The sequence below is a fragment of the Pseudomonas sp. ML2-2023-3 genome (genome assembly GCF_037055275.1).
Classification (GTDB): Bacteria; Pseudomonadota; Gammaproteobacteria; order Pseudomonadales; family Pseudomonadaceae; genus Aquipseudomonas.
On the sequence record NZ_CP146343.1, the window covers coordinates 3,064,941 to 3,086,609 of the forward strand.

At 61.3% G+C, this 21,669-nt stretch carries 18 protein-coding genes; 14 read left to right on the plus strand and 4 right to left on the minus strand.

Annotation, left to right across the window (positions count from 1 at the left end):
- Positions 1 to 31: 31 nt before the first annotated feature.
- The 3 genes from V6P94_RS14150 to V6P94_RS14160 all read right to left on the minus strand — a co-directional run bounded on the left by V6P94_RS14150 (position 32) and on the right by V6P94_RS14160 (position 4,424).
- Positions 32 to 2,161 carry an FAD-dependent oxidoreductase gene (locus tag V6P94_RS14150; RefSeq protein ID WP_338647180.1) on the minus strand — a complete coding sequence of 710 codons (2,130 nt, stop codon included), beginning with the start codon at positions 2,159 to 2,161 and terminating at the stop codon, positions 32 to 34.
- An 86-nt stretch (positions 2,162 to 2,247) separates the two neighbouring features.
- Positions 2,248 to 3,075, minus strand: a complete 828-nt coding sequence (locus V6P94_RS14155) for an alpha/beta fold hydrolase (RefSeq protein WP_133076899.1) — start codon at positions 3,073 to 3,075, stop codon at positions 2,248 to 2,250.
- Between the two features lie 17 nt (positions 3,076 to 3,092).
- Entirely contained in the window at positions 3,093 to 4,424 is a 1,332-nt protein-coding gene (locus V6P94_RS14160; protein ID WP_133076898.1) for an MFS transporter, read from the minus strand.
- 589 nt (positions 4,425 to 5,013) lie between these two features.
- Between V6P94_RS14160 and V6P94_RS14165 the strand changes: the two genes are divergently transcribed.
- The 14 genes from V6P94_RS14165 to V6P94_RS14230 all read left to right on the plus strand — a co-directional run bounded on the left by V6P94_RS14165 (position 5,014) and on the right by V6P94_RS14230 (position 20,796).
- A complete protein-coding gene (locus V6P94_RS14165) occupies positions 5,014 to 5,748 on the plus strand; it encodes an SDR family NAD(P)-dependent oxidoreductase (protein ID WP_133076897.1) in 735 nt (244 codons plus the stop codon).
- 30 nt (positions 5,749 to 5,778) lie between these two features.
- The gene (locus V6P94_RS14170; protein WP_133076896.1) at positions 5,779 to 6,552 is read left to right on the plus strand and encodes an SDR family NAD(P)-dependent oxidoreductase; all 774 of its coding nucleotides are present in this window, start codon (positions 5,779 to 5,781) and stop codon (positions 6,550 to 6,552) included.
- 10 nt (positions 6,553 to 6,562) lie between these two features.
- The gene (locus tag V6P94_RS14175; RefSeq protein WP_019826411.1) at positions 6,563 to 7,192 is read left to right on the plus strand and encodes a nuclear transport factor 2 family protein; all 630 of its coding nucleotides are present in this window, start codon (positions 6,563 to 6,565) and stop codon (positions 7,190 to 7,192) included.
- Between the two features lie 9 nt (positions 7,193 to 7,201).
- The gene (locus V6P94_RS14180; RefSeq protein WP_133076895.1) at positions 7,202 to 8,275 is read left to right on the plus strand and encodes an alkene reductase; all 1,074 of its coding nucleotides are present in this window, start codon (positions 7,202 to 7,204) and stop codon (positions 8,273 to 8,275) included.
- Positions 8,272 to 10,131 carry a long-chain-acyl-CoA synthetase gene (locus V6P94_RS14185; protein WP_133076894.1) on the plus strand — a complete coding sequence of 620 codons (1,860 nt, stop codon included), beginning with the start codon at positions 8,272 to 8,274 and terminating at the stop codon, positions 10,129 to 10,131. The genes V6P94_RS14180 and V6P94_RS14185 overlap by 4 nt, the downstream gene beginning before the upstream one ends.
- Complete coding sequence (locus tag V6P94_RS14190) at positions 10,124 to 11,209, plus strand: MBL fold metallo-hydrolase (protein ID WP_133076893.1); 1,086 nt, start codon at positions 10,124 to 10,126, stop codon at positions 11,207 to 11,209. The genes V6P94_RS14185 and V6P94_RS14190 overlap by 8 nt, the downstream gene beginning before the upstream one ends.
- Before the next feature lie 64 nt (positions 11,210 to 11,273).
- A complete protein-coding gene (locus V6P94_RS14195; RefSeq protein ID WP_133076892.1) occupies positions 11,274 to 12,941 on the plus strand; it encodes a DUF1302 domain-containing protein in 1,668 nt (555 codons plus the stop codon).
- A 135-nt stretch (positions 12,942 to 13,076) separates the two neighbouring features.
- The gene (locus V6P94_RS14200) at positions 13,077 to 14,288 is read left to right on the plus strand and encodes a thiolase family protein (RefSeq protein WP_133076891.1); all 1,212 of its coding nucleotides are present in this window, start codon (positions 13,077 to 13,079) and stop codon (positions 14,286 to 14,288) included.
- Positions 14,289 to 14,293: 5 nt separating this feature from the next.
- Entirely contained in the window at positions 14,294 to 15,232 is a 939-nt protein-coding gene (locus V6P94_RS14205; protein WP_326397963.1) for an OB-fold domain-containing protein, read from the plus strand.
- A 963-nt stretch (positions 15,233 to 16,195) separates the two neighbouring features.
- Positions 16,196 to 17,089, plus strand: coding sequence for a VOC family protein (locus V6P94_RS14210; protein WP_326397962.1), 894 nt, complete (start codon positions 16,196 to 16,198; stop codon positions 17,087 to 17,089).
- A gap of 10 nt (positions 17,090 to 17,099) precedes the next feature.
- A complete protein-coding gene (locus V6P94_RS14215; protein WP_133076887.1) occupies positions 17,100 to 17,975 on the plus strand; it encodes a CoA transferase subunit A in 876 nt (291 codons plus the stop codon).
- An 11-nt stretch (positions 17,976 to 17,986) separates the two neighbouring features.
- Positions 17,987 to 18,784, plus strand: coding sequence for a CoA-transferase subunit beta (locus tag V6P94_RS14220; protein ID WP_133076886.1), 798 nt, complete (start codon positions 17,987 to 17,989; stop codon positions 18,782 to 18,784).
- Between the two features lie 15 nt (positions 18,785 to 18,799).
- Entirely contained in the window at positions 18,800 to 19,705 is a 906-nt protein-coding gene (locus V6P94_RS14225) for an enoyl-CoA hydratase (protein ID WP_133076885.1), read from the plus strand.
- Entirely contained in the window at positions 19,702 to 20,796 is a 1,095-nt protein-coding gene (locus V6P94_RS14230; protein ID WP_133076884.1) for a nitronate monooxygenase family protein, read from the plus strand. Before V6P94_RS14225 ends, V6P94_RS14230 begins: the two co-directional genes overlap by 4 nt.
- A gap of 103 nt (positions 20,797 to 20,899) precedes the next feature.
- Here the strand turns inward: V6P94_RS14230 and V6P94_RS14235 are convergent, their stop codons facing one another.
- The gene (locus tag V6P94_RS14235; protein WP_326397961.1) at positions 20,900 to 21,667 is read right to left on the minus strand and encodes an SDR family oxidoreductase; all 768 of its coding nucleotides are present in this window, start codon (positions 21,665 to 21,667) and stop codon (positions 20,900 to 20,902) included.
- Positions 21,668 to 21,669: the final 2 nt, after the last annotated feature.

The following is a 21,669-nucleotide window of genomic DNA, read 5'->3' on the forward strand; positions in this document are numbered from 1 at the left end:
TTGACTGCGATGCCGACGGTGCGGCCTGTCCCTAGGCCTCGCGCCCGGCCTTGTGTCCGGCACTGATGGCACCCTCGATGTAGCCAATGCTCCGGCAATCGCCAATGCTGGTGGCGCTCAAGCCCGCACGGGTCAATTCGTCGAGCAAGCCGGTGTTGGGCTGCGCGCCGATCGCCAGTACCACCGAATCGGCCTCGCTGCGGGCACTGCTGCCATCCGCCAGTTGATAAAGCACGGCATGGCCTTCAATGGCCGTTACGCAGGCTCCGGTAATCATCTCGCCGCCATGCACGCGAATTTCATGCAGCACCCGCCAGCGACGCACGATGGCCAGTTCGCGGCCCAGATGGGTGCCGCTTTCCAGCACGGTGACCTGGCGTCCCCGAGCGATCAGGAACTCCGCCAGTTCCAGGCCCACCAGCCCGCCACCGATGATGGTCACGCGCTTGCCCAGCGGCATCCACACCCGTGACAGTTTTTCCATGGCTTCACGGCTGTCGGTCACCCCGGTCAGGCTGCCGGCTTTCATCAGCGCACGCTGGGTAAAGGACAGTTTGCGCCGGGCAATCTCGTCAGCCCGGTCGCCGGTCATCAGGCGGCGCAATTCGTCGCCACTCCAAACGTGGTCCTGATCGGCTCCGGGGATCGCCGGTGCCGCGCGTTCGGCGCCAACGGCCACCAGCACTTGATCCGCGCCCAGGTCGCGGAGCAGGGCAGGGCTGGCCTGGGTGTTCAGGCGCACATCGATGGATGATTGCTGTACCTGAACCTTGAGGTTGTCCAGCAAACGGGCGTTCTCGGCATAGGCCAGGCCCGCAAAAAACAGCGTACCGCCCAGGCGGTCGCTGCGTTCGAGCAGGGTCACGCGATGTCCGCGCAGGGCAGCGATGCGGGCGGCTTCCATCCCGGCAGGCCCGGCACCGACCACCACCAGATGCTTTGGCGTTGGGGTGGGACTGATGACATATTCGAACTCATGGCCGGTCATGGGGTTGACCGCACACTTTACCCGCTCGTTGATGAAAATCTGGCTGACACACACGTAGCAGTAAATGCACGGGCGGATGCTGGTTTCCTGATCGTTGAGCAGTTTGTTCGGCAGTTCCGGATCGGCCAGCAGTTTGCGGGCCATGGCAATGAAGTCGCAGTCGCCCCGTTTCAGGGCAGCTTCACCGGCCTCAGGTTCGATCCGCCCTACGGCAATCACCGGCACTTGCACGCAGCGTTTGAGTGCGCCCGTCCACTCCATGAATCCGTTGGGCTTTTGTACCAGGGGCGCTTCGGTAAACACCACGCCGCTGGTGATGCGGGCACTGGCGGACACACTGACCGCATCGACCCCGGCGGCCTCGGCCATGCGCGCCACAGCCTTGGCGTCGTCCAGCGTGATGCCGCCGGGGGTGTGCAGCTCTTCTGCGTCCAGCCGCAGCCAGACAGCAAACTCATTGCCCACTTTGGCACGTACTGCCGCGATGATTTCCAGCAGCAGCCGGGCACGGTTTTCCAGGGAGCCGCCGTACTCGTCTTCGCGCTGGTTGTAATAATCGGAAAGGAAACCGGCAATGATATAGCCGTGGGCCGCGTGCAGCTCCACACCGTCGAAACCGGCGCGTTTGGCCCGGTCGGCAGCCAAGGCAAACCAGTCGATCATGTGTGCGATATCAGCGCTGTCCATCACCCTGATCGGTGAGCCTTCGGCGCGCCGCTTCATGGAACTGACAAAGTTGGCCAGTTCTTCAGGTGTGAGTGCGGCCATCATGTCGCTTTGCAGCACAGGCGGCACCGAAGGCACCCACAGTTGCCGACCTTCAGCCATGTCGCGCACCGAGGTCTTGCCCGCGTGCTGAAGTTGCATGGCGATTTTTGCGCCGTGCTGGTGGACGCGCTCGGCGAGGCGGCTTAAACCGGGGATGAAGTCATCGCTGGACACGCCGACCTGGAACGGCTCGGCGGTCCCGGCCGGGAACGCCACCGAGCACACGCCCATGATCAGCAGTCCGGCGCCGCCTCGGGCGCGGGCTTCGTAATAGGCTTGAATCCGTTCGCCGCAATGACCATCGGCTTCGGCGAAGTTGGAGCCCATGGGCGCCATGATGATGCGGTTGCGCAGCTCAAGAGAGCCAATGCGACCGGGTGCCAGCAACTGAGGGTATTTTGTCATTATTCGTTCAGCCCGAGCGGGTGTTTGAAGAAGGGACGGCCGCCCGCAGGCAGCCGTCAGTCATGGGGTGTACACGATGATGGTGTTCAGCCGCGTAAAAATTCCAGGCAAGCCTTGTTGAAGAGTTCGCGATGTTCCACCTGCACCCAGTGGCCGCACTGGTTGAGCATGATAAAGCGCGCATTGGGCGCGTGGTTCAGCACTTTGAGCGCGCCACTGGCAGGGTTGAAGTTGTCATCGGTGCCCCAGAAACCCAGGATCGGTGCTTGCAGCTCTTCAAGGCGCTCGGTCATGTTCGGCACCATCATGGTGGTAAACAGATTGCGCGGCTGGTGCACGGCCACGGCCACACGTTCGGCCAAGAGGCTGTCTTCCAGCTGCGAGCTGTCGAACAGTTGCAGGCTCATGATCCGGCGCATTTGCTCGATGCCCAGAGGGCCTGCGTTGTACAGTTCGACCATGCGTTGAATGCCGACCATCTTGAAGTAGGTTTCGCGGTCTTCAACACCGCCGGGAGCCATCAGGACAAGTTTCTCGACGCGCTCGGGTTCTGCCAGCGCCAGGCCCAGGGCAATGGCCCCGCCCAGGGAGTTGCCGAGCAGGGTCGCCCGCTTGACCCCCACCGCCTTGAGAAACCCCGACAGGGCGCTGACGAAGAACTCAAGGTTGTACTGGGCGCCCTCAGGCTTGTCGGAGCGGCCGAACCCCGGCAAATCCAGCACCAGATTGCGAAAACCTGCGGCGACAAACTGCGGGTAGTTGCCTTTGAAATTGCTGTAGCCGCTGGCGCCCGGTCCGCTGCCATGCAGCCACACCACTACCGGGCCGCTGCCTTCATCGAGAAAGTGCAGGCGCAGGCCGCTGTCCAGTGTCACAAAGTGGCCGATGGGCAGGGGAAGGTCTTGTTCTGTCATCACTCAATCTCCAAAAGTCAGGCTGTGGCCGCGTCAGCCAGCGATGCTGGGGTCGGGGTCTTGTTCATCAGATGGTTGCGATAGCGCGGCAAGGCCAGGGCCAGAAAACACGAAGCCAGCACCAGCAACGAGACACAGGAGGCCAAGGCATAGCGCAGGCCTTCGTTGCCCAGGCGATGGGCGAAGCCGTCACTGAGCATGCCGATCAGCAGCGGGCCGACGCCCACCCCGAGCAGGGTCATGGACATCACGAAAATCGCGGTGGCCTGGGCCAGTCGGGTAGCCGGGAACAGATGGGAAATGGCCCCCAGGCAGGGTGTCGCCCACCATGTGCCGAAAAAGCTGAACACGCTGTAGAAAATAAAGGCGGTCGGTACAGGCGTGCTGCCCACATAAAATGCGGTACCAACCGGCCACAGGAAGTAAGCCAGCGCGAACGGTATGCTGATCAGCGTGCCCAGCAGCGGCACCCCGATCTGCCAGCCCTTGTCACGACGGGCCAGGCGGTCACACAAAATACCGCAGGTGAGGGTGCCAAAGGTGGCCCCGGCACCGCCCGCCACCCCGGCCAGCAGCCCGGCGTCCTGCAGGCTCAGACCGTGAGAGCGGATCAGAAAGCTGGGGCTCCAGGTGCCGATGGCATAACCGGCAATGGCCGCAGAGCCGCCGGTGAGCACAATCCAGAGGAAGGACGGGGTCTGGAACAGCTCGCGCACCGTGACGGCCCAATTGGCCTGCGCCACCTGACTGGGGTTGACCAGCATCGCGGGTTTTGGCGCCCGTACGGTGAGCAGCAACAGCAGCCCGAGAAAAATCCCCGGTGCGCCGATCACCACAAATGCAAAACGCCAGCCGTAATGCTGCGCGATCCAGCCCCCCAGCCCCAGCCCGAAAATGGCCCCCAGGCTTGAGCCCAGCATCAGTACTGACAAGGCGGTGGAGCGGCGTTCGGGCGGATACAGGTCCGAGACCATTGCCATTGATGGAGCGGTGCCACCGGCTTCACCGATCGCCACCCCGATCCGGGCCACCACCAGCATCGCAAAACTGGCTGCGAAGCCGCAGAAAATGGTCATGACGCTCCAGGCGATACAGCTGAAGGCGATGACTTTCTTGCGTCCGATACGGTCAGAGAGCCGCCCCAGAGGAAAGCCGAAGAGGGTGTAAAAGACCGCAAAGGTCACACCTGAAAGCAGGCCGATACCGGTGTCAGAAATGCCGAATTCTGCTTTTACCGGCTCGATCAAAATGGCCATCAGCAGCCGGTCGATGTAGTTGAAGACATAGATGGCAGCCAAAACGCCTAATGCGTAATGAGTTCGCCAGGTGGGGCGCAAGGGTATGGACACGACGGGCTCTCCCGGTTTTTTGTTCTAGTGAATCCGTTATTCCATAAAGTGCCTGGCGGGTACATCGTCCATTCAGACCAGCCGGTCATCTTGTAGTCGCTGACGAGCGCCGCGAGGCTGCGTCCGGCGGCGAAGCCGTCGTAAATCCGGATGTTGCGGTGCGTCAGGAAAAGCCGGGGGGTCAGGTTTTGCGGTCGCTACGTCGTAGTGGCGCACAAAACAGATCGCAGCCTCGTTCTACTCGTCAGCGACTACAAGGCGGGTTGGCGGGTTGGCGGTGAAATGTGTAGCCGCTGACGAGCCGTGCGAGGCTGCGTCCGGCGGCGAAGCCGTCGTAAATCCGGATGTTGAGATGAATCAGGAAAAGCTGTGGGGCCAAGTTTTGCGGTCGCTACGTCGCAGTGGCGCACCAAACAGATCGCAGCCTCGTTCTACTCGTCAGCGACTACATGGCGGGTAATGCGCCAGCACGGTCTGAGTGCTGCTTAGTCCCATCGGACGATGTTCAGCTTTTTTCTCCAGTCAATGATTGCTCCCATACACCGCCCCGGCTTCAGGGCGGCCGGAATCGGGCAGGCGGGAGAACTCTATGAAATTGCTGAATAAAGTGGCGTTTGTAACGGGCGCTGGTCAAGGCATGGGACGGGCAATCGTTCGTCATTTTGCCGAGCAGGGCGCAAAGGTTGTCGCAGCTGACATCAATCTGGAAGCCGCGCGCCAAAGCATTGAAGGGCTAGGCGAAAACGCGCTTGCCGTCAGTTGCAACGTGGCCGACAGCGATTCGGTTGCCACCGCAATGGCCGCCGTTCACGCGCATTTCGGCAGCCTCGACGTGCTGGTCAATAACGCGGGCATCGGTTCGATTGACGCTTTCGCGCAAACACCGGACGAGAACTGGCAGCGTGTCATCGGCGTCAACCTTACCGGTACGTTTTTCTGCAGCCGTGAAGCGGTAAAACTGATGCTGCAGGCCGCCACCCCCGGCGTGGTGATCAATATCTCCAGCACCTCGGCCCTGACCGGTGAAGGTCCCAGCCATTACTGCGCGGCCAAGGCCGGTGTGATGGGGCTGACCCGCAGCATGGCCCGGGAACTGGCAGGCAATGGCATTCGCGTCAACACCATCGTTCCCGGTCCCACCAACACCCCGATGATGGCCGATATCCCGGAAGACTGGATGCAAAGCATGCTCAAGGCCATCCCTCTGGGCCGCATGGGTGAAACCGATGAAATCGCTCGCGTTGCGGCCTTCCTGGCCAGTGATGACGCGGCATTCATTACCGGCCAGAACCTCGCGGTCAACGGCGGCATGGCGTTTATCTAAACGCCGGGCGCAGCAATGGGAGAGCAGATCATGGGTACTCGTTTACACGACAAGATTGCATTTATCACCGGCGCCGGTTCCGGCATTGGTGCTGCTACCGCACTGCGGTTTGCCGAAGAGGGCGCCCTGGTGGTGCTCTGCGGGCGTCGCATCGAGCCGCTGCAAGCGGTCGCCGCACAGATCCGTGACAGCGGCGGTCGCGCCGAGTGCGCGGTGGCCGATGTCAGCAATGAAGCAGCCTATGTCGCAGCCATCAGTGAGGCGGCGCAGCGCCACGGTCGACTGGATATTCTGGTCAACAACGCGATGGCCTACAGCTGGGGCGCGATTGACAGCACTTCGACGGCTGACTGGCATTCCAACTTTGCAACCACCGTGGACGGCACCTTCTGGGGGACGCGCACGGCACTGGGTCTGATGCGCGCTCAGGGCAGCGGCTCGATCATCAATCTGGCCTCGATCTGCGGTCAGTTCGGTACGCCCTGGATGGCGGGCTATTCCGCCGCCAAGGCCGCCGTGATCAATTTCAGTCGCGCCGCCGCCAGTGAGGGCGCGAGCCACAACATTCGCTGCAACGTGGTCAGCCCGGGCGTGGTCGAGACACCCGCCACGGCCGGCATGCTCACCGACGACAAGACCCGCACCAATACCGAAAAACTGATCCCGCTCAAGCGCGTCGGCCAACCCGTAGAAGTGGCCAACGCCATTCTGTTTTTGGCCAGCGATGAAGCCTCGTATGTCACCGGCGCCTGTTTGCCGGTCGATGGCGGGCGCAGTAGCGAGCTGTACACGGTATTGGAATAAGGACCCTTTTATGGAACAGAACGCCTTGCTTGCCCGTCTTGATCGGCTGGAGTCGATTGAGGAAATTCGCCAGTTGGCCGGCAAATACTCGTTGTCGCTGGACATGCGCGACCTCGATGCCCACGTCAATCTGTTTGCCGAAGACATCCGTGTCGGTCGCGAAAAAACCGGGCGTGCGCACCTCAAAGCCTGGGTCGATGACACCCTGCGTGACCAGTTTCATGGCACCTCCCATCACCTTGGTCAGCACCTCATCGAGTTCACCGACCCTGATCACGCCGTGGGCGTGGTGTATTCCAAGAACGAACACGAGACCGGCCCCGAGTGGGTCACCATGCAAATGCTGTATTGGGATGACTACGAGCGGATGCAGGGGCGCTGGTATTTCCGCCGTCGCCTGCCGTGCTACTGGTACGCCAGTGACCTCAACAAACCGCCGATCGGCACGCAAAAAATGCGTTGGCCGGGGCGCGAACCCTATGCCGGTACTTTCCACGACCTGTTCCCGTCCTGGACCGAGTTCTGGGCCCATCGTCCTGACAAGGACCAACTGCCCCAGGTAGCGACAGCAGCCCCGGTCGAACACTTTCTTGCCACCCTGCGCCGAGGGGCTGGCGCACCGAAAATTCGCGTGCGCTGAGGACTGACCATGAGCATTTTGTTTGAACCTGTGCGCCTCGGTGAGCTTGAACTGGCCAACCGTATCGTCATGGCACCGATGACCCGCAGCCGTGCTGACCAGCATGGCGTACCCACTGCCGAGATGGTCGAGTACTACCGCCAGCGTGCGTCTGCCGGGTTGATCGTCGCCGAAGGCACTGCGCCTTCAGCCAGCGGCCTGGGCTATTGCCGTACGCCAGCGATTTATAACGCCGGGCAGATCGCTGCCTGGAAGGCCGTGACCGACGCGGTACACGCCGAAGGCGGTCTGATCGTGCTGCAACTGATGCACGTAGGCCGCGCTTCCAGCGCTCACAACAAACCGGCCGGGGCCGCGACGGTTGCGCCGTCGGCCTTGCGCGCACGCACCCAGTTGTTTACCGACACCGCCGGGATGGTCGATACCGACGAGCCCCAGGCCATGTCGCTGCAGGATATCGCCCTGGTGATCGAGGAATACCGCCAGGCTGCTTTGAATGCACGCCAAGCCGGATTTGACGGGGTCGAGTTGCACTGCACCAGCGGTTATCTGCCGATGCAGTTCATGGCGTCGGGCAGCAACCTGCGTGAAGACGAGTACGGTGGCAGCGTCGAGAACCGTGTGCGCTTCCCGGCACAGGTGCTGGCGGCAATGGCTTCGGCCATTGGTGCCGGGCGTGTGGCGCTGCGCTTGTGCCCGGGCAATCCGTTCAATGACATCGATGACGCAGACCCGTTGGCCACCGCCGTGGCGCTGTGCAAGGCCGCCGAGCCTATGGGCCTGGCGTACGTGCATATCATGCGTTCGCCCCTGACTGAGCTGGATGCCTTTGCCCTGGCCCAGCGTCATTGCAGCAACGGCCTGATCCTCAATGACGGTTTTGACGGTGAGTCGGCCGAGGCTGCACTGCAGGCCGGGCAGGGGGATGCGGTGTCGTTTGCCCGTCACTTTATTGCCAATCCGGATCTGGTGGAGCGTCTGCGCAAGGGGCTGCCGCTGGCCCGTTTCGATCGCAAGACCTTGTACTCCCCAGGCCCTGAAGGCTACAGCGATTACCCGCGGGTCGAGGCGGTGGCGCCATGAACGACATGTCACGCATCAGCGCGCTAACAGCGTCCAGGCAACGGCCCGTGCCCCGGGAGCACACCCAGGCGCTACTGGATGTGCGTTCTGCGGCCAGTGCCCGGATCAAACCGGCAGACCTGTACACCCTGGCTGACCGCCTTGAGGCCCAGGCGCTGGCTATCCCTGAACGGGTGTTTTTGATCGACGGCGAGCAGCGCTTCAGTTACGCCACCGTGAATGCACAAGCCGATCGCATGGCGCACGTGTTTTATGCCAAGGGCCTGCGCCCCGGCGACGTGTGCGCCATTGCCATGGAGAATCGCCCGCAGTTTTTCTTCAGCTGGTTCGGGCTGGTCAAACTCGGTGTCGTGGTGGCGTTTATCAATACCCAGGTCAACGGCAAGCCGCTGGTGCATGCCTTGCAATCCACCGCAGCCAAGGCTGTCGTGGTCGGTGAAGAGTGCGTGGCCAACCTGCTGGGCACTGAAGGTTTGCCTGACGTGCCGCTGTGGTTGGTCGCAGACCCGTCAAATCCGTTTGACGGTGATTTGGGCTGTGTTGACCGCCAGTTTGGCGAGCAGATTGCCGCGGCTCCAGGCACTGCGTTTACGCGTGAAGTGCGTGCTGCGATCACGGCTGAAACCACCACGCTGCTGATTTTTACCTCAGGCACCACGGGGCTGCCCAAGGCCGCGCGTTACAGCCACATGCGCTGGATGTCCTCGGGTGACGTGATGGAAGTCACCCTGGGCGCCACCTGTGACGATGTGTTTTATTGCTGCCTGCCGCTTTACCACGGCGCGGCGGCCACTTCGGTGACGTCTACGGCGCTGTGCGCAGGTGCGAGCATCGTGGTGCGGCGCAAGTTCAGCGTGCGCGAGTTCTGGCCTGATGTACGCCGCAACGGGATCACCGTGTTCCAGTACATCGGCGAGATCTGCCGTTACCTGCTCAACCAGCCTGTGGTGGCCGGTGAACGTGAGCACAGTTTGCGTTACATGCTCGGTGCAGGCCTCACGCCTGAGTCGTGGCAGCGCTGGCTGGAGCGTTTCGGCCCCGTACAGGTCTTCGAAGGCTGGGGCGCCACCGAGGCCAACGCCAACCTGATCAACGTCGACAACTACGTGGGCTCTTGCGGGCGCGTGCCGGACTGGAGCCGCACCAACCTGCGCCTGGTGCGCTACGACGTCGAAAGCGACAGCCATCCCCGGGACGAAAACGGTTTTTATCAGCTGTGCCAACCTGGAGAAATAGGTGAGGCAATGGGCTTTATCGTTGACCACCCGCAGATTGGCGGCGGGCGTTTTGAGGGGTATACCAGCGCAGCTGCCAGCGAGAGCAAGATCCGCCGCAATGTGTTTCAAACCGGGGACGCCTACTGGAGTTCGGGGGATCTGTTGCGCTATGACGACGACGGCTATTTCTATTTCGTCGACCGTATTGGCGACACATTTCGCTGGAAAAGCGAAAACGTTTCGACCCTGGAAGTGGCGGACACGCTCAGTGACATGCCAGGTCTTGAGCTGATCAACGTGTACGGCGTGCAGGTACCCGAACACGAAGGTCGCGCCGGGATGGCAGCCATTTTGATGCAGCCCGGGCATGCCTTCGATCCTCAGGCTTTCTTCGAACTGACCCAAGCGCGTTTGCCACGCTATGCGGCGCCGATGTTTGTGCGGGTTTCGGCGGCGGCAGACCTGACCAGTACCTTCAAGTTGCGCAAGGTCGATCTGCAGCGCCAGGGCTACGGACCGGGCTTGTTTGACGATCCGCTGTTTGTGCGTGATGACAGTGCCGGTACCTATCAGCCGTACTCGCTGCAAGCACTGGCTCGCGCGGGTTTGCTGCCTTTTGCAGGCAGCAGCCATGAGTGAATTCGACGCCCGGGGCCATGAATGGCGTGATGGTCTGCGTTACCCCTGGCCCCTGGCTCCAGCCAGCGGTCAGGTGCAGGAAGTTGCCGAGGGCGTGCTCTGGCTGCGCATGCCTCTGCCTTTCGGGCTTGATCACATCAACCTGTACTTGCTGCGCCACGGTGACGGCTGGGTGGCGGTTGATACTGGCCTCAACAGCGATCAGTGCCGCGCCGTCTGGGAACAGGTGTTCGTTGACGTGCTTGAGGGCTTGCCACTCAAGGCGGTGATCTGCACCCATTTTCACAGCGATCACACCGGCGTGGTTGGCTGGTTGGCCGAGCGTTTTCGCTGCCCGGTTTTGATGACTCAAGGTGAGTTCCAGGCGCTGCATCACGGCCCGCCCAAGGCCGCCGAGCCGGACTGGGCGTTTCTCGATTTCTATCAAAAGGCCGGGTTCAGTGCAGAGCGCACCACCTCGTTGCTGCCGCTGATCCAGGGCGAACACTTTCGTCCACAACTGGTCGCGGGGTTTACCCGTTTGAGCCAGGGCAGCCAGCTCACCATCGGCGGGCGCCGCTGGGAAGTGGTGATGGGCAACGGGCACTCACCGGAGCATGCGTGCCTGTACGCCGCGGACGATGGTTTGCTGATTTCGGGCGACCAGGTGTTGCCCCGTATCACTTCGACCATTGCGGTGTATGTCCCCGAACCTGAAGCCAATCCATTGCGTGACTGGCTGGACTCGATCGAACGGCTGCGTGTGATCCCCGACAGCGTGCTGGTGCTGCCGGCCCATGAGCGGCCGTTTTTCAATCTGCATCTGCGACTGGATCAGTTGCGTGATCACCATCTCAGACATTTGCAGCAGTTGCTTGAGGCCTGCGCCCAACCGCGTACGGCGCTGGAGATGATGGCGGTGTTGTTTAAAAAGCTGTCAGGTCGTTTTGACGAGCTGATGGCGCTTGGAGAGACGTTGGCTCACGCCAATTACCTTATGGCCGAGGGGGCGCTCGTTCGTGAGGAGCAAGGAGGGCTGCATCGTTATCGACAGGCCCGGACAGGAGTCGTGAAGTTCGACCCGCTTGAGTTGCTTTGAGCACAACGCAATGACGCTTGAACCCATCGAGGCGGCCAACGAGTCGTCAACCAGGAGAGGCAGAGTGATCAATAAAAACAACAATAAATGTCAAGGGCTGCGCCCGCACCGCTATCAGGTCAGTGGCCTGGCCGTCGCCGTGGCACTGGTGTCCAGCCCCTTGTGGGCTGGGGAAACCATTGAGTTCGATGACGGCACCACGATTGACTGGACGGTGACCACCAGCTACGGCATCGGCATGCGCCTGGCTAATCCCAGCGACAGGCTTATGGGGAGTAACGTCGATGACCCGAACCGCAACTTCGAGCAGCACAGCCTCACCACCAACCGTGTGGGCGCGCTGGGCGAGATGATTCTGCGCAAGGACAACTACGGTGCGGTCGTGCGGGCCAGTACCTTTTATGACGATGTGTACCACCGTAAAAACGACAACGACTCACCGGCCACCGTCAACAAGTTCGGCAGCAATGACGAGTTCACCAGCGACACCCGTTACTACAGCGGCGGTCGCACTAAATTACTCGACGCCTACGTGTTCGGCGGCTGGCGTTTTGAGAATGACACCATGCTCGACGTCAAGGCCGGTCGGCACATCGAGTCGTGGGGCGAGAGCCTTTACTACCCGGGCGTGAACGGCGTGCAAAACCCGTCCGATGCGGTCAAGGCGGCGCAGCCGGGGGTTGAGGTCAAAGAGGTGTTGCTGCCGGTGGGGCAGTTCTCGGCGTCCTACCGGATCAACCCGCAATTTACCCTGGGCGGCTATGTGCAGTACGAGTGGAAGGGGACTGAATTGCCGCCGGTGGGCAGCTTCCTGTCGACCTCCGATGTGATTGGCCCGGGCCGCGAATTTTTGTTCATGGGCAACAACAAGGTGCTTTATCAGGGGACTGATGAGCCCCGTAACAGCGGTCAGTGGGGCGCTCAGGTCCGTTACCGCCCGGTCACTGACCTTGAACTGTCACTGTTCCATGTGGTGTACCACGACAAAAACCCGGCCACCGCGCTGATTGGCTGGGACCCGACTCCAGTAGGTCCTGGTGCTCTGGCCTACAGGGCCAGCGGCTACCGGGTCAAATACTTTGAAGACATCAAGCTGACCGGTATCAGTGCCACCACCAAGCTGGGCGACGTGCAGCTGGGGGCGGAGTGGTCGTATCGAGACGGTGCGCCGGTGATGGTCAATACCGGGCTGGGGCCGGTGCCTGCCAAGGGCAAGGGGCAACAATTCCAGTTGTCGGCGATGCGAATTCTGGGTGACCGTCCCTGGGCCAGCCAAACCACGTTGACCGGTGAAATCGTCACCGTGCGTGCTGACCACGCCGATGCGACCTCGGCCGCGCCGAACCTAGAAGGTGTGGGGCTGTTGCCGTCTTTGGTGCCGTCTGTTCAGCCGTCCAATGATTACACCTACAAGGCCGGTACTGCATGGCGCACCCGCTCATCGAGCGCATACACCGTGGGCGCCTCGTTCAGTTATCCGGGGGTGTTCCAGGGCTGGGACCTTGAGGTTCCGTTTACCTACTCGGATGTATTCAGCGGTGCTGCACCGATGTCGGGGACTATTTCCGGGGTGGCCGGGGATCGTCGCCTGAGCGCAGGCACGACCTTCAAGTACCTGAGCAACCTGGAAGTGTCGCTCAAGTACATCGGCTACCTGGGCTCGCCAGACCCGATGTACCGCCCGCTGGCAGACCGTGACTACGCCACGTTCTCGATGAAATACACCTTCTAAAACACGCCCCTGTAGTCGCTGCCGCAGGCTGCGAAGGGTTGCCTTGCAACCCGTTTCCTTGAAGGCCCTTAGGTCCTCATCGCAGCCTTCGGCAGCGACTACAAAGTTGGATGAACTGACTAAAGAGAGATAACCATGGGTCTTAAAGGTCACGCGGCCATTGTGGGCAGCGCACAGTACAAACCTGAGAAATACGCCACGGCGCCGCGCATGTTCCACCTGGAGCAGGTTGCCGATCTGGCGGCCCAGGCGTTACGCGATGCCGGATTGCAGGCATCGGACCTCGACGGGCTGGTGATCAATGGCCCGCAATTTCATGAAGCTTCGGTATTTGTCCCGGCCATGGCCGCTGAATACCTGGGCTTGCGCCTCAACTTTGCCGAAGTTGTCGACCTTGGCGGCTGTACTTCGGTCGGCATGGTCTGGCGGGCAGCAGCAGCCATCGAACTGGGTCTGTGCCAGGCGGTGCTGTGTGTATTGCCTGCACGCATGGCGCCAATGGGGCCGGATGAAGACGCGAGCTGGATGGCCCGGGCCATGCGCTTTGGTGGCCACAGCACCGCGTTTGGTGCTCCCGAAGCCGAGTTCGATCTGCCTTACGGTCACATGGGCCAGAACACCGGTTACGCGATGATCGCTCAACGGTATGCCGCGCAATATGGCTACGACCCTCGGGCGATGGCCAAAATCGCGGTGGATCAGCGCACCAATGCGCAGTTCAACCCCCAGGCCATGTTTTACGGTCAGCCGCTGACCATCGAGCAAGTGCTGGCCAGCAAAAAGGTCGCCGACCCGTTGCACGTGCTGGAAATCGTCATGCCCGTGGCGGGTGGTGCGGCAATGATCATCGCTTCCAGGGAAGTGGCTGCCCGTGCCCGTAAACGGCCGTCCTGGATCACCGGCTTTGGCGAGCACCTGGCGTTCAAGTCGCCTTCCTATGCCCAGGACATGCTGCACACCCCGATCGGGCCGGCCTCGCGCCGGGCTTTCGACATGGCGGGGCTCAAGCCTGCGGATGTGGATGCGGCGCAAATTTACGATTGCTACACCATCACCGCCTTGCTGACCCTGGAAGACGCCGGTTTTTGCGCCAAGGGTGAAGGCATGAGTTTTGTGCGTGAGCACGACTTGACCTGGCGCGGTGATTTCCCGATGAACACCCACGGTGGTCAGCTCAGCTTTGGCCAGGCCGGTTCGGCGGGCGGCATGAGCCAGGTGATCGAGGCCGTGACGCAAATTGCGGGCGAGGCGGGTGAGCGCCAGCTCGAACGATGCGACACGGTGTATGTCTCAGGCACCGGTGGGGTGATGAGTGAGCAGGGCGCATTGATACTTCAGGGAGCATGAACCCAATGTCGAACAACAAACCATTGCCGGTTCCGACCGAAATTTCTGCACCGTTCTGGGAAGGCCTTAAAGCTGAGCGCCTGTTGATTCAGCAATGCAACGAATGCAGTGACTGGGTGTTTTATCCGCGTCGGCATTGCCCGGCGTGTTTTGCCCACTCGCTGGCCTGGCGTGAAGTCAGTGGTGGGGCGACGCTGTACAGCTTCACCGTGACGCGTATCGCAACCTTGCCGGATTTTGCTGATGAGATGCCGCAAATGCTGGCGGTGGTCGAACTGGATCAGGGTGTACGAATCAACACCAATCTGGTGGGGCTGGACGAATCCGAAGTGAAGATCGGCATGCGCCTGCAACCGGTGTTTGCCGAGATAGACGGCAAGGGTAATCGGCTACTGCGCTTCACGGGTGTCGATAAGGATGCTGATGCCCTCAAGGCGTTGCGAGCGGTTGAGCAACCGGCGCAAGAGCCGGTCGCCACCGTGCGCCAGATTGCGCTGGATGACGAGGCGGCGCTGCAGGGGCTGGTTAGCGAGACGTTCAGCCCGTGGAGCAATCAGGTGGTGGTCGATCAGGCCCTGATTGACACGTTTGCCCAGTTGTCCGGGGATGACTACTGGATCCACACCGACCCTGAGCGTGCGCGCAAGCAAAGCCCGTTTGGCGGCACCATTGCCCACGGTGCGCTGGTGCAGATCCTGCAGTCGCGGATGAAACTGAATCTGGGATACGAGATCACCGGTTTCAGCAACATGATCAACTATGGATCTGACCGACTGCGTTTTCCGGCGCCGGTTCCGGCAGGCTCGACCATTCATGCCCGGGCGCGGGTCAAGCGGGTGGAGCGGGTCAAGAGCGGCACGCAACTGACCCTTGAGCTCAATACCCATGTCCTGGGCAGCGAGCGGCCGTCGGTGATCAATGAGCTGGTGATTTTGTACATGTAATGATTGCTGGCACCTGTAGCCGCTGAGGAGCGACGCGAGGCTGCGACCGACTGCGAAGCGGTCGCAGCCTTCGTTCCTCGTCAGCGGCCTGTATCTTGGCGCTAAAACGTTTTGTGCAAGGTCCTGTGGCGTCTGCGATGCATTTTGCTTTTGCTGGAGCCACACGTATGTCCAGACCACGCGAATGCCCATCACAGAAGGCCGAACGCAGGTGCTGTTATGGGGGGGCGCGGCAGGACGCCGCGCCAGCCGCGATGGGCCATGGATGGCCCGTCGCGGCGTGCCTCCATGACAGTGCCGGAGTGAGGGAACCACCGAGCCGGGGCGAGGCGGCCGTATGGTAGGGCAAGCCTTTTTGGTTACTTTTTCGGCGTTTGGAAAAAGTGACCCGCCGTAAGGGCGGAACCCGTAGAGAACCGTGACACATCGAATGGATATGTACTCGGCATCGCTGCGGGCTCATCGCAAAACAACTGGCACACGGGGTACATATCCGGCATTCGCGGTTAACTGAAATATTGGTTTCGCTCTTACAGCGAGGCACTTTTGTCAAACAGCCACAAAAGTACCCAAAAAGGCCTTGCCCCAGCGTACGGCCCTCGCTTCGCTCAGGTGTCCCTCGTTCCGGTCCCGCTCCGTGGGCACGCCGTGACGGGCCATCCATGGCCCAACACGGCTCTCCCGGCATCCATGCCGGTCGACCCACTACGCAGAACCTCCTCTCGGCCTCCCGAGGGGCGGGTAGATCAAAAACCACTGCAAAAACAAGATCAACTTCCCGCCGAGGCGGCCTACAGGCCGACCTTTTTAGCGAAGCTCATTTCTTTAAACAGTCCGGCTGGCAACAGAGTATCTACAGCATTTCGGTGGTGACACGCTTTAGTCTCAACGGACGATGAGCCCCGCCCCCTTCCTTCCCATACTGCCCTCAGCCAATAAATACAGGCATTGAGGAGCAGGCACATGATCGACATTCGTGGTTTGAGCTACTTCGTTGCAGAGTCTGCAGATCCCGTTCAATGGCAGCGTTACGCCGAGGACGTGCTCGGGATGATGGTCAGCGAAGCCCCCGGCGGCGGCATGTACGTGAAAATGGATGAGCGTCCGTTTCGCATGCTGATCGTGCCTGGCGGCGAGTCGCGCTATCTGGCCTCCGGTTGGGAACTGGCCAGCGAAAAGGCATTCAATGCGGCCATCCAGGTACTGGATCAGGCCGACGTGAGCTGGCGCCACGGTACGGTCGAGCAGTGTGATCAGCGCGGGGTACAAGCGCTGCTGCACGTGACCGACCCTTCGGGCAATCGCCACGAATTGAGCTGGGGCCATCGCTCAGATTGCCAACCCTTTGTCTCGCCTCAAGGCGTGCCGGGCTTTATCACCGGCGACATGGGCCTGGGGCACACGGTGCTGCCCGCGCCGAATTTCGACGCCACCCTGGCGTTTGCCAAGGATGTGCTGGGCTTTGAGTTGTCGGATATTTTCAATTTTCGCCCCGACCCTTCGGCACCGCCGATTCGCATTCACTTTCTGCATTGCAAAAACAGCCGCCACCACAGCCTGGCCCTGGCCGAATACCCGGTGCCATCAGGCTGCGTGCATGTGATGGTCGAGGTCGAGTCCATGACCGAAGTGGGCCGCGCCCACGACCGGCATCTGGCCCACGACGTGCAGATGTCGGCCACCCTTGGCCAGCATCTGAACGACCGCATGACGTCGTTTTACATGAAGACCCCTTCAGGTTTTGACCTGGAATACGGCTATGGGGGCTTGCTGGTGGATTGGCAGGAACACAGCGCTTTTGAATTCACCCGGGTCAGTCTGTGGGGCCATGACTTTTCCGTCGGCCAGCAGCAGTAAGGAGCACTAGATGAACAAGCAAATGACAGCGGCAGACGTGGTCGGCCAATTGCGTGACGGCATGACCATCGGCTTTGGCGGCTGGGGGCCACGACGCAAACCCATGGCGATTGTGCGCGAGATCCTGCGCTCGGACGTCAAGGACCTGACCGTGGTGGCCTATGGCGGCCCGGAAGTCGGCATGCTCTGCGCTGCCGGTAAGGTCAAGAAACTGGTTTTCGGCTTTGCCACCCTCGATGCGATCCCCCTCGAAGCCTATTTTCGCAAGGCTCGCGAGGCCGGTGAGCTGGAGCTGATGGAGCTGGACGAGGGCATGCTGCAATGGGGCCTGCGCGCCGCCGGCATGCGCTTGCCGTTTTTGCCGACCCGATGCGGTCTGGCCACCGATGTCAGCCGCCTGAACCCCGAGATCAAACAGGTGCAGTCGCCGTATGACGATGGTGAGGTGCTGCTGGCGATGCCGGCGCTGAATCTGGACATCGCCTTCTTGCATGTCAACGTTGCCGACCGCCTGGGCAATACCCTGGTCACCGGTCCCGATCCGTATTTCGACCATCTGTTCGCCCGTGCCGCCAAGCAGTGCTTTGTGTCGTGCGAGCGGATTGAGCAGCGCTTGAGCCTGGATGCTGCCCTGGCCCGCTTCAATACCTTCGAACGCTATCTGGTCAGCGGTGTGGTGCATGCACCCTTTGGTGCGCACCCGACGTCGTGCCCGTCCGATTACGGCTGGGACATGAGCCATTTGAAACGCTACAGCGCCAGTGCCGCCGAGGAAGGTGGCTGGGAAGGCTATGTAGCCGAGTTTGTGACCCCGGGCGAAAGTGCCTATCAGGCCAGCAATGGCGGTGTCGATCGATTGAGCGCTTTGCCGCTGCCCGTGTTTTAAGGAGCTTGGACATGACTGCTACTAACGAATTTACCCTGGCTGAATTGTTGATCGTGGCTGCCTGTGAAGCCTGGCGTGGCAACGGCGAAGTGATTGCTTCGGGCCTGGGCGTGATTCCGCGCCTGGGGGCGAGCCTGGCCAAACTGACCCACAGCCCTGAACTGTTGATGACCGACAGCGAGGCATTCCTGGTGGAAGAGCCTATCCCGCTGGGGCCGCGTGGTGATTATGTACCGCGCTACTCGGGCTACCTGTCGTTTGAGCGGGTGTTCGAATGCGTATGGGGCGGACGCCGCCACGCCATGATCGGCCCGACCCAGATCGATCGCTGGGGCCAGACCAACCTGTCGTGCATTGGCGACTATCAGAAGCCCAAGGTGGCGATGCTGGGGGTGCGCGGCTTGCCGGGCAACAGCATCAACCATATCAACTCGTTTTTTGTTCCGGCCCATAACACCCGGGCATTTGTGTCGGGTGAAGTGGACATGGTCTCGGGTGTCGGCTTCAAGCCTGAACGCTGGGAAGAGGGCATGCGCCGCGACCTGATGGACATTCGCCTGATCGTGACCGATCTGTGCGTGATGGACTTCGGCGGACCGGATCGCGCCGTGCAGGTGCGCTCCCTGCACCCGGGTGTGAGCTTTGAAGAAGTGCAGGAAAAAACCGGTTTCCCGCTGCTCAAGGCCGCCGATATCAAGCAAACCGTGGCGCCCACGACGGAGCAACTGGCCCTGATCCGCCGCCTGGACCCCCATGACTATCGCGCAGCCGCGCTCAAGGGCAATCCGCCCGGCATTCGTCAGGCCTGAAGGCAAGGAACTCACATGAGCCGCGACAGCGAATTTGTACAGCGGGCTGATACCGCTGTGTATGAAACCGAAGAGCCGGTGCTTTATGGAGTGGCCGATGGTATTGCCACGCTGACCATGAACCGGCCCACCGTGAACAATGCGCAAAACTCGCAGATGACCTATGCCCTGGACGATGCCTTTCGCCGCGCCGTGAATGACGACGCGGTGAAGGTCATCGTGCTGCGCGGCAATGGCAAGCACTTCTCGGCGGGGCATGACATCGGCACCCCCGGGCGCGATATCAACAAACAGTTCGACCGCGCCAGCCTGTGGTGGGATCACACCAACAAACCGGGTGGCGAGTACCTGTATGCCCGGGAGCAGGAGGTGTACCTGGGCATGTGTCGGCGCTGGCGCGAATTGCCCAAGCCGACCATCGCCATGGTCCAGGGTGCGTGCATTGCCGGTGGTTTGATGCTGGCGTGGGTCTGCGATTTGATCGTGGCCAGTGACGATGCCTTCTTTCAGGATCCGGTGGTGCGCATGGGCATTCCGGGGGTGGAGTATTTTGCCCATCCCTACGAACTCAATCCGCGAATAGCCAAGGAATTTTTGTTCACCGGGGATCGCATGAGCGCCGAGCGTGCCTATCAGATGGGCATGGTCAATCGCCTCTTTGCCCGCGAAGCACTGGAAACGGGCACCTATGCGCTGGCAGCGGCGATTGCCAGGCAGCCGCGCATGGGCCTGGCGCTGACCAAGCAGGCGATCAATCACGTTGAAGATTTGCAAGGCAAGCGCACGGCGATGGATGCGGTGTTTGCCTGGCATCACTTTGCCCATAGTCATAACGAGTTGCTGTCGGGTGACAAGCTTGGGGGCTACGACGCCAAGGCCATGATCGAAGCGAACAAGACGGCTGCGGGAGAGGGTCGATGAGCGAGTACCTGAAAACGGCGTTGACCGATGGGTTGGGCTGTCGCTACCCCATCGTGCAAACCGCGATGGGCTGGGTGGCAGACGCCAATCTGGTGATCGCCAGTACCCGGGCCGGAGCCTTCGGGTTTTTGGCGGGTGCGACCCTTGCTGCGGATCAGCTGGAGGCTGAAATCAAGCGGGTGATCGAGGCCACCGGGGGCAGTAACTTCGGTCTCAATTTCCATATGTTCCAGGAAAACGCCGCGCAGTGCGTGGACCTGGCCATTGAGTACCGCTTGCGCGCTGTCAGTTATGGGCGTGGTCCGGACCGCCAGACCATCGACCGTTTCAAAAAGGCCGGGGTGCTGTGTATCCCGACCGTGGGCGCGCTCAAGCACGCGATCAAAGCCGTTGAATTGGGCGCGGACATGATCACCGTGCAGGGCGGCGAAGGCGGCGGGCATACCGGAGGCGTGCCGAGCACCATTTTGCTGCCGCAAGTGCTGGATGCGGTGCGGGTACCGGTGATTGCGGCGGGTGGCTACTCCACCGGGCGCGGACTGGCAGGCGCCCTGGCCAGCGGTGCGGCCGGGATTGCAATGGGCACGCGCTTCCTGATGACCCAGGAATCGCCCACGCCCCTTGCCACCCTGGAGCGCTATGTAAAAGTCGCCGATCCCCAACGTATCCGCGTCACCACCGCGGTGGACGGCATGCGCCACCGGATGATCGAGAACGCGTTCATCAATCGTCTGGAAAAGGCCAGCGCCTTTGGCCGTCTTCGAATTGCCCTGGGCAGTGCCTGGCACTGGAAGCAACAGACCGGCATGAGCCTGGGGCATATGCTTGGCGTGTTCGTCCAGTCGGTGAAGGAAGACCCCGGTGCCCTGTCGCAAACCGTGATGGCGGCCAACCAGCCGGTACTGCTGCAGCGCTCGATGGTGGATGGCGTACCGGATGAAGGGATTCTGCCGTGCGGGCAAGTGGCGGCGGCGATTGGCGATCTGAAAAGCTGCCAGGACCTGATCGACGAGATGGTGCAAGAGGCGGAGCGCTGCCTGATGGCGGTAAACATGCGTCATAAGGGATTGGGCGACCGGTATCAGCGTTGAGTGACACAACCTGTGGGAGCCTGGCTTGCCTGCGATGCAGGCGCTGCGTTCTGGCAGGCAAGCTGGGTGGATGCCATCGCGAGCAAGCCGGCTCCCACAGGGGTCAGGACAGAAACCCGCCATCCACATTCAGCGAAACCCCGGTGGTGTAGCTCGAGGCATCGCTGGCCAGGTACAGCACTGCACCGGCCATTTCACTGGGGGCGGCAACGCGTTTGAGCGGGATATGTTGCAGGACTGACTTGAGGATGGCGTCATTGCTGACCAGTGCCGAAGCAAATTTGGTGTCGGTCAGGCCCGGCAGCAGTGCGTTGCAGCGGATACCGTAGGCGGCACATTCCTTGGCAAACACTTTGGTCATGTTGATCACCGCGGCCTTGGTCATCGAGTACACCCCCTGGAACTCACCCGGTGTGACGCCGTTGATCGAGGCCACGTTGATGATGCTGCCACCGCCGTGCTCGCGCATCAGCTTGCCGGCCTCGACCGACATGAAGAAATAACCCCGAATGTTCACGTCGACGGTTTTCTGGAAGGCCACCGGGTCGGTGTCCAGTACGTGGCAGAACTGCGGGTTGGTGGCGGCGTTGTTGACCAGGATATCGATGCGCCCAAAATCTTCGCGGATGCGCGCAAAGGTGCGGGTGATGTGTTCCATTTCGCCGATATGGCAGGCAATGGCTGTTGCCTTGCCGCCATCGGCGATGATTCCGTCGGCTACAGGCTGGCAGCCTTCGAGTTTGCGGCTGGAGACAATGACGTGGGCACCTTGCTGGGCCAGCAGCCGGGCAATGGCCTCGCCGATACCGCGGCTGGCACCGGAAACAAAAGCGATTTTTCCATCAAGGTCGAACAGTTGAGTCCTGGACATGC